12 protein-coding genes are annotated in these 13,590 nt (G+C 73.6%); 7 read left to right on the plus strand and 5 right to left on the minus strand.

The window, feature by feature from the left end:
- Nucleotides 1-121: 121 nt before the first annotated feature.
- The 5 genes from WME75_RS22970 (at nucleotide 122) to WME75_RS22990 (ending at nucleotide 5,731) form a co-directional block, all read left to right on the plus strand.
- A complete protein-coding gene (locus WME75_RS22970; RefSeq protein WP_437494549.1) occupies nucleotides 122-976 on the plus strand; it encodes a formylglycine-generating enzyme family protein in 855 nt (284 codons plus the stop codon).
- A gap of 215 nt (nucleotides 977-1,191) precedes the next feature.
- Nucleotides 1,192-2,049, plus strand: a complete 858-nt coding sequence (locus WME75_RS22975) for a 1-acyl-sn-glycerol-3-phosphate acyltransferase (protein ID WP_437494551.1) — start codon at nucleotides 1,192-1,194, stop codon at nucleotides 2,047-2,049.
- 168 nt (nucleotides 2,050-2,217) lie between these two features.
- Nucleotides 2,218-3,690: a serine/threonine-protein kinase gene (locus tag WME75_RS22980; protein ID WP_437494553.1), complete on the plus strand. Its 1,473-nt coding sequence runs from the start codon at nucleotides 2,218-2,220 to the stop codon at nucleotides 3,688-3,690.
- Entirely contained in the window at nucleotides 3,687-4,715 is a 1,029-nt protein-coding gene (locus tag WME75_RS22985; RefSeq protein ID WP_437494555.1) for a hypothetical protein, read from the plus strand. The genes WME75_RS22980 and WME75_RS22985 overlap by 4 nt, the downstream gene beginning before the upstream one ends.
- Entirely contained in the window at nucleotides 4,715-5,731 is a 1,017-nt protein-coding gene (locus tag WME75_RS22990; RefSeq protein WP_437494557.1) for a hypothetical protein, read from the plus strand. The genes WME75_RS22985 and WME75_RS22990 overlap by 1 nt, the downstream gene beginning before the upstream one ends.
- Nucleotides 5,732-5,768: 37 nt before the next feature.
- On the opposite strand, the gene WME75_RS22995 is transcribed toward WME75_RS22990, so the two are convergent.
- The 5 genes from WME75_RS22995 to WME75_RS23015 form a co-directional block, all read right to left on the minus strand.
- Entirely contained in the window at nucleotides 5,769-6,569 is an 801-nt protein-coding gene (locus tag WME75_RS22995) for a hypothetical protein (RefSeq protein WP_437494899.1), read from the minus strand.
- Between the two features lie 18 nt (nucleotides 6,570-6,587).
- The gene (locus WME75_RS23000; RefSeq protein WP_437494559.1) at nucleotides 6,588-7,292 is read right to left on the minus strand and encodes a DUF2914 domain-containing protein; all 705 of its coding nucleotides are present in this window, start codon (nucleotides 7,290-7,292) and stop codon (nucleotides 6,588-6,590) included.
- Nucleotides 7,293-7,579: 287 nt separating this feature from the next.
- Entirely contained in the window at nucleotides 7,580-7,774 is a 195-nt protein-coding gene (locus WME75_RS23005; protein ID WP_437494561.1) for a hypothetical protein, read from the minus strand.
- 252 nt (nucleotides 7,775-8,026) lie between these two features.
- On the minus strand, nucleotides 8,027-8,260 hold the full coding sequence (locus WME75_RS23010; RefSeq protein ID WP_437494563.1) for a hypothetical protein: 234 nt from the start codon (nucleotides 8,258-8,260) through the stop codon (nucleotides 8,027-8,029).
- 93 nt (nucleotides 8,261-8,353) lie between these two features.
- Nucleotides 8,354-8,953: a hypothetical protein gene (locus WME75_RS23015; protein WP_437494565.1), complete on the minus strand. Its 600-nt coding sequence runs from the start codon at nucleotides 8,951-8,953 to the stop codon at nucleotides 8,354-8,356.
- Nucleotides 8,954-9,052: 99 nt separating this feature from the next.
- On the opposite strand from WME75_RS23015, the gene WME75_RS23020 reads away from it, so the two are divergent.
- Complete coding sequence (locus WME75_RS23020) at nucleotides 9,053-10,270, plus strand: serine/threonine protein kinase (protein ID WP_437494567.1); 1,218 nt, start codon at nucleotides 9,053-9,055, stop codon at nucleotides 10,268-10,270.
- Nucleotides 10,267-13,467 carry a hypothetical protein gene (locus tag WME75_RS23025; protein WP_437494569.1) on the plus strand — a complete coding sequence of 1,067 codons (3,201 nt, stop codon included), beginning with the start codon at nucleotides 10,267-10,269 and terminating at the stop codon, nucleotides 13,465-13,467. The genes WME75_RS23020 and WME75_RS23025 overlap by 4 nt, the downstream gene beginning before the upstream one ends.
- The last annotated feature ends 123 nt before the right edge of the window (nucleotides 13,468-13,590 follow it).

Genomic DNA, 13,590 nt, shown 5'->3' on the forward strand with positions numbered 1-13,590 from the left:
AGGAAGGCGGAGGACGAAGGTCGGTATCGAGGACGATTTGACGCAACGGATCATGGCGGAGAGCCGCGCGCGCTCGACGAGAGAGCGCCGCTCTGCCACCCTGGTCGATGAGGAGCCCGCCATGCGCCCTGGAGCTCTCGCCGTTCGGATCGCCTCGCTTCTCGGGCTCGCATCCCTCTTCAGCGCTTCCTGCACCGGGGGCCTCGGCTCCGAGGACGACGCCTCGGGCGGCGGGGGGGCAGCTGCGACGTCGTCGTCCTCGTCAACCTCCGTGACGCTCGCCGGCAGCGGCGGCGCTGGAGGAGCCGGCGGCGCCGGCGAGGGCGGCGCCGGAGAAGGCGGCGCGGGGGGAGGCAGCGGCGGAATCGACGAACAGGACTTACCGCTCGACACGCTGCCCGAAGGGCCGTGCCCGCTCGACATGGTGGAGGTCGAGGGATACTGCATCGATCGCTTCGAGGCGCCGAACATCGAAGGCGCGCTGCCGCTCGTGATGGAGAGCGCCGTCTCGGCGCACGTCTGGTGCGATGAGCGCGGCAAGCGGCTCTGCACCGAGGACGAGTGGGACACGGCGTGCCAGGGCCCCGAGGCGTTCGTCTATCCGTATGGAAACACCCACGAAGCCGAGCGCTGCAACGACAACAAGACGTGGATCGCGCCGGACGAGCGGACGCTCAACACCTGGCCTTCCGACGAGGCGCTCGCCGAGGTCCAGGCGCTCTACCAGGCCGCGCCGAGCGGCTCGCGGCCGGGATGCGTGAGCGCCTTCGGCGTCTACGACATGACAGGGAACGTCGAGGAGTGGGTGGTGCGCACCCGATACCACGTCAACGAGTACCCTCATGTCCTCAAGGGCTGTTACTGGTCCGGCTGCTTCGGCGGCGCGAAGCCGCGGTGCAGCTCCACGAACCCGGCGCACGCGGACGCGTTCCGATTCTACGAGACCAGCTTCCGGTGCTGCCGCGACGTCCAGTGACCGGCCCGGCGGCGCCGCTCCGGCACGGCGCGGCGGCGCGGCGGCGCCTCGTCGCGCCGCCGCGCCGCGGGGGACCAGCGCGGGCAGCGACGGCGCGCCGGTAGCCCGGCGGCAGGCGCCCTGGACGAACCGCTTCCCCTCGGTCGCGCCGCAGGCTAGGGCACCGGGGCACGGTGCTGATCCTGTCAAAAGAGCCCCGCCCCAGCCTCGACCTCGTGAGGGACGCAATCGCCGCGTTCTCGGCCAAGGGCCGCGAGCGCGCGCGCCCGGACGACCTCGACGCGCGCGACCCGGCGTTCATCGCCCGCGTGCTCCCGCTGCTCGGCTTCCTCTACGACGACTACTTCCGCTGCGAGACCGAGCTCGAAGAGGAGCTGCCCGACGGCCCCTTCCTCGCCGTCAGCAACCACAACGCGATGACGGGAATGCCGGACATGTACTGCCACATGACGGCGTTCTGGCGCCTTTATGGGCCCTCGCGCCTGGCCTACGGGCTGATGCACGACCTCCCGTTCAACGTCCCGAAGGCCGGCGCCTGGCTCAACGCCTGCGGGGCCATCGCCGCGAGCCCGGAGAACGCGCGGCGGGCGCTCGCCCGGGGCGCGGCGGTGCTGGTCTTCCCCGGCGGCGATCTCGACGCCTGCAAGCCCACGTCGGCGCAGTACACGATCCGCTTCGGCCGGCGCCGCGGCTTCGTCCGGCTCGCCATCCGCGAGGGCGTGCCGATCGTGCCGATCGTGAGCGTGGGCGCGCACCAATCGCTCTACATCGCCACGGATGGCCGCAGGGTGGCCGAGTGGCTCCGCCTCCCCCAGCTCGCGCGCTCGAACGTCGCGCCGCTAGGCCTCGCGCTGCCGTGGGGGCTCATCGTCGGCATCCCGATCCCCCATGTGCCCCTGCCGGTGAAGATTCACACACGCGTGCTCCGCCCGCTGCACCTCGGCCTCCCGAGAGAGGCCGCGGACGACCCGGACGAGGTGGAGCGCGCGTTCGCGCAGGTCGTCGCGCGGATGCAGGCCGGTCTGGACGAGCTCCGGACGGCCGGCAGGCACGGCCTCTTCCCGCGCGGTTGACAGGTCAGCCGCAGAAGGATGGCAGCGCGATGGCGCCCCGAGAGCGCCCATGACGCCGGCGGGCAGCGCTCCTGCCGCGCCGAAACCTGCCGGCGCGTGACAAAGGGGGCTCGGGCTCGCGCGGCTCTCGGAAAACCGAATCCGTTCATGTAGGCTTGAGCGCCAGCCGTGACCCCCGACCGCACCGCGCAGCTCCTCGCACCGCTGGCCCAGCCCGGAGAGCTCATCGCGGCCAAATACCGCGTCGAGCGGGTCGTGGCCATCGGCGGAATGGGCGTCGTGCTCGCGGCGCGCAACGAGGATCTCGACCAGCAGGTCGCCATCAAGATCCTGCGCCAGGACGCGCTCACGAACCAGGAGGCCGTCACGCGCTTCCTGCGAGAGGCGCGCACGGCCGCCCGCCTGCAAGGCGAGCACGTCGCGCGCGTGTTCGACGTCGGCACCACGGAGAGCGGCGTGCCCTTCATGGTGATGGAGTTCCTGAGCGGCCTCGATCTCCAGCAGGTCATCGACACGCACGGCCCGCTGCCCATCCAGGACGCTGTCGACTACGTATTGCAGGCGCTGGAGGCGGTGGCCGAGGCGCATGCGGCCGGCGTCGTGCACCGGGACATCAAGCCATCGAATCTGTTCCTCGCCGAGCACACGGACGGGACACGGCACATCAAGGTCCTCGATTTCGGCATCTCGAAGGGACAAGGGCTCGACTCGCCCGCGGAGCCGGGGCTCACGTCGACGAAGCAGGTGATGGGCTCACCCGGGTACATGTCGCCCGAGCAGATGATGGCCCCGAGGACCGTCGACGGGCGCGCCGACGTGTGGTCGTTCGGTGTGCTTCTCCACACGCTGGTGACGGGCGAGCAGCCGTTCCAGGGCGAGACGGTCGCCGCGGTGATGGCGAACATCCTGCACCAGCCGGTGCCGCGGCTGCGCGACAAGCGCAGCGACGCGCCCGCCATGCTGGAGCGGATCGTCGCGCGCTGCCTGGAGCGCGACGTGAGCGCTCGCTACGCCAACGTCGGCAAGCTCGCGCAGGCGCTCGATCCGCTCGGATCGAGCTTCGCGAAGCTCTCGACCTCGCGCATCCAGAGCGCGATCGGCGCGGCGTCGCCGGCCGGACAGTCGCTGCTCAACTCGAGGGCGGCCGAGGACAGCGACCGGCTGTCCGGTGCCTCGTGGACGCACACGGGCTTCCGCCGCCGATCGCGGCGCAAGCTGCTCGTGGCCGCCGGCGTGGGCGCGCTGCTCGCCTGCGTGGCCGGCGCGGGCGTGTGGCTGGTCGGGAGCACGCGCTTGGCGCCTCAGGCGCCGAGCGCCGCCGCGGCGGGCGAGCCCGAGCGCCTCGGCAGCGGCGCGCTCGGCCCCGGCTCGCCCGCCGCGGCGCCGGGCTCCGGCGCGCCGGTCGCTGCGCCGAGCGCGCCGGCTGCTGCGCCGAGCGCGCCGGCCGCGGAGCCCGGCGCCACGATCGCCGCGGCGAGCGCGGCGCCGTCGGTCGCGGCGCCGGGCGCGGCCTCCGCGAGCGGCGCAGCGACCGGCGCGCGCCCGATGGCGACCGCCTCCGGCGCGCCGATCAAGCCAGGTACCCTGCCGCGACCACCGCGGTCGACCAGCGAGGACGATATGCTGAGGAGCCGCCATTGAGATCGTTTCGAGCACGACACGCGGGCGCAGGGCTCGCGCTGCTCTCCGGGATGAGCCTGACCTCGCCGCTCTGGGCCCAGCCGACGGCGGCGGACAAGGCGCTCGCCGAGGGGTTGTTCCAGGACGGGAAGAAGCTCATGGACGAGGACAGGCTCCAGGAGGCGTGCCCCAAGCTCGCCGAGAGCCAGCGCGTGGATCCCACGGTCGGGACGCTGCTGAACCTGGCGGTCTGCCACGAGAAGGAGGGCAAGACGGCCAGCGCGTGGGCCGAGTTCAAGGAGGCGTCCGCGCTCGCGGCGAGCGCCGGGCAGCAGGACCGCTCCCAGTTCGCGGACAAGCGCGCGTCCGAGCTGGAAGCCCGTCTGACGCGCCTCGTCCTGGAGGTCGCGCAGGCGGCGCCTGGGATGGCGATCACGCTGAACGGCAAGGAGCTGAGCGCCGCCGCGGCCACCGGCACGGGCATCCCCGTGGATCCGGGCACGGCGACGATCGAGGCCAGGGCGCCGGGCAAGCAGCCGTGGTCGCAACAGGTGACGCTCGATCCCGGTCCCAGCACGCCGCGGGTGGTCATCCCGCCGCTCGCGGACGCCGCCGCGCAGGCGCAGGCGAAGGCCGCGCCCGCTGCCCTGCCAGCGCCGGTCGTCCGGCCGGAGGCTGCGAAGCCCGGGGCGACCGGCAGCCCGCTGCGCGCGCTCGGCTTCGTCGCCGGCGGCGTCGGGCTCGCCGGGATCGGCGTGGGCGCGGTGTTCGGGATCATGGCGATCCAGGAAGCCGGGGACGTCGAGGTGGGCTGCAGCGGCAACTTCCTCTGTAGCCGCGCGGACGTCGAGGCGAACGAGAGCGCCCGGTCGACCGCGATGGTGTCGAACATCGCGGCCGGCGCTGGTCTCGTTTGCCTCGGCGCCGGCGTCGCGATGGTGCTGATGTCGCGGTCGCCGGAGAAGCCCGTCGCGAGCGAGCGCGTCTGGCTCTCGCCGAGCGTCGCATCGGACGGGGGGCGCGTGACGCTCGGAGGCCAGTGGTGATGCGAAGGTCGAGGAGCTCTGCCGTGGTGCTCGCGCTCGCGTTCGCGCCGGGCCTCCAGGGGTGCGCGGAGATCGCGGGGATCGAGGATCGCGAGGTGACCCCGCTGATCGTGATCGCCAGCAGCCAGGCGACGCCTCTGGGCATCGCGCTCGACGAGGAGGCGATCTACTGGACCAACGCGAGCGACGACCGGAGCCAGGGCGGCGCGCTCCGGAAGCAGATCAAGGATGACCCGGAGGTCGTCGACCTGCTCGCGCCTTCCAGCGAGGCGCCCGGGGTCATCGCCCTGGACACGACGCACATCTACTGGTCGAGCACCGACCAGACGTTCACCGGCGACTGCGAGGGCGGCAAGGGGGAGCCGGACAAGCTGTGGAAGCTGCCGAAGACAGCGCAGTTTCCGGCGGCTGGTGGGGAGTTTGTGTGGGCCGCCTGCGGCGACGTGACGGAGATCGCGCTCAGCGCCGACAACATCTACGGCGCTCGCCCCAGCGGCCACCGCATCAGCTGGATCCCCAAGGGTGGCGGCAACCGGAAGGATCTGACGGCGGGCGGCGCGCCCGTCGGGGTCGCGGCCGACGGCGCCGTCGTTTACTGGACCAATCGCGCCGACAACACGCTTTGGGTCGACAACACGAGCGACAGCGCCGACGCGGAGCTGCTCTTCACGGGCCCCGCGGAGCCGGGCCTGCTCGTGCTGGACGAAGCCAACCTCTACTGGCTCATCCAGACCAACGTGTTGCGGTATCCGCGGAGCCCATCGGACGGCGACGCCCCGGTGCCCCTCCTCGACGACCTGTCGAGCCCTCCCACCGGGATCGCCGCGCACGGGGACCATCTCTACGTCACCGTCAGGGCGGCGGGGAGCGTCTACCGGATTCGCAAGGACAACGCCGCCGATGCGGAGATCATCGCGACGGGTCAGAGGGGCCCGACGGGCATCGCCGCGGACGGGACAGGCGTCTACTGGACGAACACCGACTCCGGAGACATCGTCAGGTTCAACGACGAGTGATCGCGGCCGCCGCGCGCGGGCCGCTCGTGTCCCGGGATCAATCGATCTGCAGATGGTAGTGGGGCGGCCGCGACTCCTCGAGCGCGAGCACGCCCCCGACCTCGTCGACCCCATCGAGAAACGCGCGCTTCTCGGCCTGCGTCATGTCCCGGTTCCGGATGTCGACCGCGCCCTCCCTGAGGTGCGCCGAGATGAACACGCCGCGGTCGATCTGGGCGCGGATCACCCGCTCGAGGGCCGCGATCACGGCCTCGGAGGGCTGCTCGTCCGAGAGCTCCTCCTCGTAGGTGCCCTTGATCTCGCGCGCCGCCGTCTTGTCCTTGTAGAGGCCGAGGACATCGGCGCCGTGCCGGAAGAGATCGTGCATCGCCTCGGCCTGCCGCGCGGGATCTCGCGTGCCGCTCGTGACCACGAGCTCCTTTCCGGTCCGCCGATGGTAAGCGCAGGCGATCTCCGCGACCTTCTGCTCCACGGCGGGCGCCAGATCGACGCCGGGCAGGACCACGTAGCGGCGCTCCTCGTCGGCCTCCGCCGACGTCGCGCCCCGCGACCGAACGAGCGCGAGCGGATCGGCGCCGGCCGGCTCGACGTCGGAGGGATCGTCCTCGGTGCTCTCCGGGACCTGCAGCGACAGCACCCTGGCCGCGGGTCCATCGGGCACCCAGAAGTCGAGCTCCACCTGCTCGCCGAGAGCGCGAGCGAGCGCGAGCGAGCGCCGCGGCCCGGCGGCGTCGGGCTCCCGGGCGACGCGGGAGACGCAGCCTCCCGCAGCGAGCGCGAGGACGAGGACGGCGGCGCGACAGGCGCGCCGGAGCAAGGCGGGGTGCGAGCGCAACATGCGAGCCACGGGCGCCTCCTACGTCGTGATCGTGAACGAGGCGCGCGCGAGCTCCTTGCCCGCCGCGTCGCTGACCGTCACCGACCAGAGCCCCGCCGCGCGCGCCTTCCGCGTGGCCGCCCAGGTGCGAAAGCGCCGCTGCGCGCCGACCGCCAGGGGGATGCGCAGCGGTGCGCTCCCGTCGGGCGGCGTGAAGACGACGCGTATCTCCGAGACGGCCAGGTCCTTGTTCGAGAGCTCGACGAAGGCGTAGAGGCGGTCGATCTCCGCGCTCGCGAACGAGGTCGCCGGCTCGACCGGCTCCCGGCCGGAGATGCCCTTCGAGACGACGAGCCGCATCACCTGGAGCTCGGGCGCCGCGGGCGCGCCCTCGTCAGCAGCGCCGCCTTGCGCCGGGCGCCCCGCGCCCTCCGCGGCGCGCGCCTCGAGGGCCGACCCCGACCTGCGGCGCCGCTCCCGCGCCGGGCCACGGGCCGCACGCGCCGCGCCGAGGCGATCTGCGTCGCTCCGGCCATCCTCCACGGCAGCGCCGTCGACCGACCGCGCCTCGCCGTCCTGCGCCGCTGCGCTCGCTTGCCCCTCTGCCCCGCCGCCCGGCCGCCCCTGGGCCGCGCGGCTCAGCGCGGGCGCCTCTTCCCGGGCGATCCGCGCGATCGCCTCGCTCGGATCGCTGCAACCGAGCGCCGCCCCGCCGAAGATGGCGACGGCGAGCGCCAGGACCATGGTTTTCCGCGTCGTTCCCCGGGTGTTCACACCGACGAGGTGCCACGATTCAGCGGAGCGGGCGAAAAAACGGCAACCCAGCCGTCCGAAGGCCGGCCGCCTGCGCTGGGCTCACGAAGAGCTGCGAGCGCCGAGCGGATGCGGGGTTCGGCGCGAAGCGCCGCGAAAACGAAACCAGCCACGCAGGGTAAGAGGCCCCGTCAGGAACAATAACGCATCGCGTCACGACGCGGTGACGTGCGCTCCCCTGGGACCGCTGGAACGGAAAGCGCTCCGGGCGCCGAGCGTCAGCGCTTCGGACGGGGCCAGCGCCTGCCGTTGGCCAACTCACTCTCTTGTGTGGGACCAAAGCTCGCGATCGCGCTGTCTTCGATCATCAGGATGAGCAGTCCTCCGCTCGCGCCTCGTGCCGTCGTCGCCCGGGATCCCTGGCTTGTCTCCCGTGGCGAGTGGTCCGAGCTTTCCGCTGCGATCTGCTTCATCTCCAGCTCCTTCAACACTTCAGTCTGGCTGTTCACGCCCCGGCTGGCTGACCAGCCTGTACTTCCGTGCACCGCGTCTGGGGCGAAAAACTGACCTGGGCGCGAGAGCGCCAAGAGTCGCAGAATAGTCACGGCTTCGAGCGAAAATCATCAGGAAAGAAATTCGCCCGAAGACTTCTGTCCGGCACGCTTTCTACCTGCGCACCTTGGCACCTTGGCGCTTATTCGCCGTGACGCAAGCGCACAAGCGCTTCAGCGGCGGCCGAAGCCGGACAGCTGGCGGGTTGCGGCCACGACCTCGTCGCAGTCGATGCAGCGCATGAGCCCGTCGACCAGCTCCATGCTGCCCAGGTTGCCGCACTCCGGACAGCGGTTGGCGAGCTGGTGCTTGCTCTCATCGCAAAGCCGGTTCTGCTCCGCCTCGGCCTCCGCCTCGACGCGGAAGATCTCGGCCGGCGAGCGGACATCGCGCTTTCGGTCATCCATGGCGCGCAACGTATCACGCGCGCCGCGCGCCCCGCGAGCGCCGCGCGGCCCGGCGCGCGGGGATGCGCGCGGCCGCGCGACCGCCGCAGCCGCCTACCGCAGCGACTCGAGCAGGCTCCGGAACGCCGAGCGCGCCGACTGCACCGTCTCGTCCGGGCCGACCATCCTGAAGAACCAGGTGCCGCGATCGGGGGTCCTCACCGCCGCGCCGAGGAGCCGGTAGCCGTCCTTCACCATCTCCACGGGCGAGCGCCTGCGGGCGCCCGCCTGAGGCCCGAGCGGGATCTTGTAGGTGCCGGCCACCTCGACAAGCTCGACGCGCATGCCGCGAACCTCGAACGAGTCGCGCCTCGCCTTCGCACCGACGTCGCCGTCGAACTGCGCGAACCACTCCCTGAAATTCGCCTCGACGTCCCCTTGGCTCCCCATGCCGAACGAGAAGACCTGCACCTCGACGTCGTCCTTGTCGTCCGCCGCTCTCGGCACCTTGTAAAGCGCCTTGCGCGGGCCGGCGCGCGGCGCCTCGAGCGCCGCCCAGCTCCCCGGGACGTCCCACGCGAGCGGCGCGACGGCCGGCGCGCCGGAGACGGCCGGCGGCGGCTCCGGGTCCGGCTCCGCCGCGGTCCGCGAGCAGGCCGAGACCGCGAGCGCCAGGATCGCGGCTCGGGCGAGCGACGCCCGACGTGGGTGCATGAAGGCCAGTTCTACCACCGGACACGAAATCGGGTGTAAGCCATTGGCACCGCTCGCACGTAGAAGAGACGCCCCGGCCGGGGAGAGGAGACGGCGCGCATGGACCAGATCGGCGAGTACCTCGTTCGACGCCTCGTCGGCGAGGGGGGGATGGGCAAGGTGTACGAGGGCGAAGAGCGCCTGTCGCGCCGGCGCGTCGCGCTGAAGGTGCTCCGCCCGGAGCTCGCCCGGAGCGAGCAGGGGCGGCGGCTCTTCCTGAACGAGATGCAGATCCTCGCGCACCTCGAGCACCCGAACATCGTCCGGAGCCTCGCCAGCATCGAGGCCTCCGGCGAGCTCGTGATGGTGCTCGAGTACCTGGACGGCCAGACGCTGCGGTCCCTCCTCGGCGCCGCCGGCCGCCTCCCCTGGCCGGAAGCGGTGCGGATCACGGCCTGCGTGGCCAGCGCCCTCGCGGCGGCCCACGGACAGAAGCCGCCCGTGATCCACCGCGATCTCAAGCCCGAGAACATCATGGTGCAGAAGGACGGCAGCGTGAAGGTGATGGACTTCGGCATCGCCAAGGTCGTCGAGGCGATGAACCAGACCAACACGCAGAGCGTCGGGACCCTGCAGTACATGAGCCCGGAGCAGATCGACGCGCGCTCCATCGATCACCGGTCGGATCTCTACTGCCTCGGGCTCATCCTGTACGAGGCGCTCTCCGGGCTCCCGCCGTTCCAGTCGGCCTCACCGCGGGAGCTGCTCAACCTGCAGTGCACGGCAGAGCCCCCGCCGCTCGGTGACGACGTGCGGAACGGGCTTCCCCGCGGCATCGAGCAGCTGCTCTTCCAGCTGCTCGAGAAGGCGCCCGAGGACCGTCCGTATCTCGCGCAGGACGTCGTGGATCGGCTGGAGCCGTTCCAGACCGCCGCGATCGCGCCGCGCGGCACGGCGAGCGGTGAGCGCGCGGCCGGCAGTCACGACCGCGCGAGCACGCCGCACCGCGCCGGCAGCCACGACCGCGCGAGCACGCCGCACCGCGCCGGAGACCACGACCGCGCGAGCACGCCGCACCGCGCCGGAGACCACGACCGCGCCAGCGCGGCGGGAGCAGCGCGCGTCACCGGCGGAGCGGGCGCGCCGCGCGCCGACACGATCGCGCTCGTCGAGCAGATCGACCGGAAGCGCGACGTCCCGGCCGGGCTCGCGATCGCCATCATCGTGGCGCTGTCGGGGCTCGCGGGCCTCGGGACCTGCGCGATGCGCTCGACGAGCGGCGCGCCGGAGCCGCCCTCCAGCGCCGCGACGCCGGCCCCGCCGGTGGGGGCGCGGTGAGGAGAGCGTCGCCGGAGCAGGCGGGCTACGCGGAAGGCGCGCCCCTCCCGGCCGTGGGCTGCGCAACGCGCTCACGCTGCGGCGCGGCCGAGGAGCTGTGGCGGCTCGACGAGGCGGACCGGGGCGGCCCGGCAGGGCCCGAGCGCGAGGCCGTCGCGGCGCGTCTCCTGGAGCTCGGCAGCGCAGGGATCGGCGGCTTCATCGACGGCGGCATCGCCGCGCCGGCCGAGGGCGCGGCCGCCGCCGCGAGCCCGGTCGGCGCGCGCGTCTGGCTCGTGCGGAGGCTCGCGGGCACCCCCCTCGCGGATCGGATGCGCGCGCGGCGCGGGCCCTTCCCGTTCCAGGAGGCGCTCCGGCTCGCCCTCCCGATCGCCCGCGCGCTCGCCGCCTGCGAGCGGGCCAGCCTGTTCCCCGGGCCGCTCTCCCCCGACGCGCTCCTCGTGGACGACGCAGGCCAGGTGACGCTGCCCGCGAGCGCGCTCGTCGCGGCGCTCGTCGGGGCGTCGGTGAGCGGCGGCGGCGGCTCGGCGCCCCGCGCCGAGGGAGCGCGGGTGTCCTCGGAGATCCCGCCGCTCTGGACGCCGCCCGCGCAGGCCGACGGCGCGGTCTGGGACAGCGCCGCGAACCGGTACGCGCTCGGGCTCGTGCTCTACCGCCTGCTCGCAGGCGAGCACCCGTTCGCGGGCGCAGGCCTGCGGCACGCGCTCGGCGAGGCCGCTCGCCGCGAGCCCCCGCCGTTCGTCGAGAGCGTCGCGACGTCGCTGCCCGCGGGCCTGCAGGGCCACGTCTTGCGGCTGCTCCATCCGGACCCTGCGCAGCGGCCGCCGCGCGCCGAGGCGATCGCGGACACGCTGAGCGGGTTCCTCGAGGAGGACCCGCCGGCGCGGCCGGCGCAGCTCGCCCGGACCTCCCGCCGCGCCGGCGCGGCGGCCCAGGCGAGCGCCGGCGCCGCGCCGCGCGCGCCGCGAGGCGAGCCGCGCGCCCGCCGCCCGCCGCCGCCCGGGCCCGCCGGCGCCGCGGCGCGGCTGTGGCGGCTCGCGCCGCTCGGCGCCGGCGCGCTGATCGCGTCGGCCGCGCTCGCGCTCTCGCGGGCCGCGCCCGGGCCGGCGGCGCCGCAGGCGGTCTCCGTGGCGCCGGTCGTGCCGCTCGCGCAGGCGCAGACGGCCGCGGAGGACTGCGCGGCGTGCCACGGCCGCCAGGCCGCGGAGTGGCGCCGCTCGGTGATGGCGCACGCGGTGAAGAGCCCGCTCTTCAACGCGCTGGAGAGCCTCATCGAGGAGCAGGTCGGGCGCGACGCCGACTGCCCGAACGGCGCGGGCATCCTGCGCAAGGCCGATCCCGCGCGCGTCTGCCGCGACAGGCGCAGCGGCGTCGTGGTGACCGGCTCGGGCGGCGAGCACTGGTGCGTGAACTGCCACAGCCCGGCGGAGAACCTCGACGCCGCCATGCCCGCGTGGGACGGCCGCCCCGGCGGCGATCCCCGCACGCGCCTCCCCGTGCGCGACCTGCTCACCCGCCGCGGCATGGAGGGGATCTCCTGCGGCTTCTGCCATCAGGTGCACGGCCCTGTCGGCCCGCGCGGGCGCCCCGGGTACCAGGGCAACGCGACGTGGACGTCCTTCGTGACCGGCGCCGTCTTCGCGGCGCGCCCCGAGGACGCGCGCGGCCTGTTCGGGATCGCGAACAGCGGCTACGACCTCCGCCCCGAGGAGCTGCTGCTCCCCGGCGGCCCGGGCGCCGACCGGCGCGCCGGGACGTCGCCGGCGAGGCCGGCGGGCGCCGACGACCCCGTCGTGCACGGCCGCCCGTCGGCGAGCGCCAGGGCGTACCTGCGCTCGAGCGAGTTCTGCGGGGCCTGTCACGACGTGCGCCTCTTCGGCAGCGACAGCCTCGCCGCGGCGCGGGGCGAGCACTTCAAGCGGCTGCGCAACGCCTACACCGAGTGGTCGGAGTGGGCGAGATCCGAGGAGCGCGCCGGCCGCACCGCCGCGAGCTGCCAGGACTGCCACATGAGCACCTACCCGGGCGTCTGCGAAGCGCTCCCGGCGGGCGCCGCGCCGGCGGCGGCGCCGGATCCTGGGTGCCCGCCCGGCACGCGCTTCGCCCCGCGCCCGCCGGGGGCGCGGCCGCGGGGCCGGATCGCGGATCACTCCACCGCTCCGGCGGACGTCGTGACCCACTACTTCTCTGGCGTGGATGTGCCGCTGTCGGACGAGTTCCCGGAGGCGCTCATCGACGAGCCGTCGCTCGATGTGCACGGCATCCCTGCCAGCGCCCGCCGCCGCCGCGATCTGCTGCTCCGCCGCACGTTCCGCTTCGAGCTCGGCGCCGCGCGACGCGCCGGCGCGGCCGGAAGCCGCCTCGAGATCCCGATCGAGATCGAGAACACCGGCGCGGGGCACAAGGTGCCGGCCGGCTTCAGCCAGGAGCGCGAGATCTGGGTTCACCTCGTGGTCAGGGACCGAGATCGGCGGGTGATCTACGAGGTCGGCCGGGTCGACCGCGCAGAGGAGGACCTGAGAGACAAGGTGTTCACCCGGGTGACCACCCATCCAGACGCGAACAACCCCTTCGGGCCGGCGGGCGCTCAAGGGGGGTTGTTCGGGGCGGACGTGCGCGACGGGCCGGATGTCCCCCTCTGGGACCCACCTCCGCGGCTCGGCGGCACCTCGTTCCGTGGGCGAGGGCTCATCAACTTCCAGAACGGGTTTCTGCGCTGCGTCCGCTGCATCGGTGTCGTGGCCGCGGACGGCAGCTGCCGGCCCGGGCCCGGCCAGGGGCTGCACCACGCCGACCGATACGCGGACGGCGACTACGATCCAGACACCGGCGCGTGCGGCTCGAACCTCACGGGACCGAACGCCTTTCTGGAGATCTATTTCCCCGTCGGGGCGCTGGACGCGAGCCGCGGCGTCGTCAGGGGGCCGGACGCGATCATCGATACGCGCTCCGTGCCGCCCGGCGTGCCGATCCGGTACACGTACGAGCTCCCGGCCGGCGCCCTTCGCGGCCCGCTCCGGGCCGAGGCGAGGCTGCTCTTCCGGGCGTTTCCCCCCTTCCTGATCCGCGCCTTCGCCGGGTACGAGCGAGAGCAGGCGCGGCGCGGCCTCAGGCCGTCCGGCCCGCTGGTCGCGGAGTCGATGCTCGGGCGCCTCGAGATCGTCGAGCTCGCGCGCGCCGAGATCGAGATCCCCTGAGCCGAGGTCACCGCGATGGAGCAACCGGCGAGGCAGGCCGCTCGGCGAACGGGCGAACAAAAAGGGGCGAGCCCCTACCCCGGCCCGCGGGGTAAGGGCTTCGCTGGTCGGGAGCTGAAGGGC

This window comes from Sorangium sp. So ce1014, from assembly GCF_051521505.1.
Classification (GTDB): domain Bacteria; phylum Myxococcota_A; class Polyangia; order Polyangiales; family Polyangiaceae; genus Sorangium.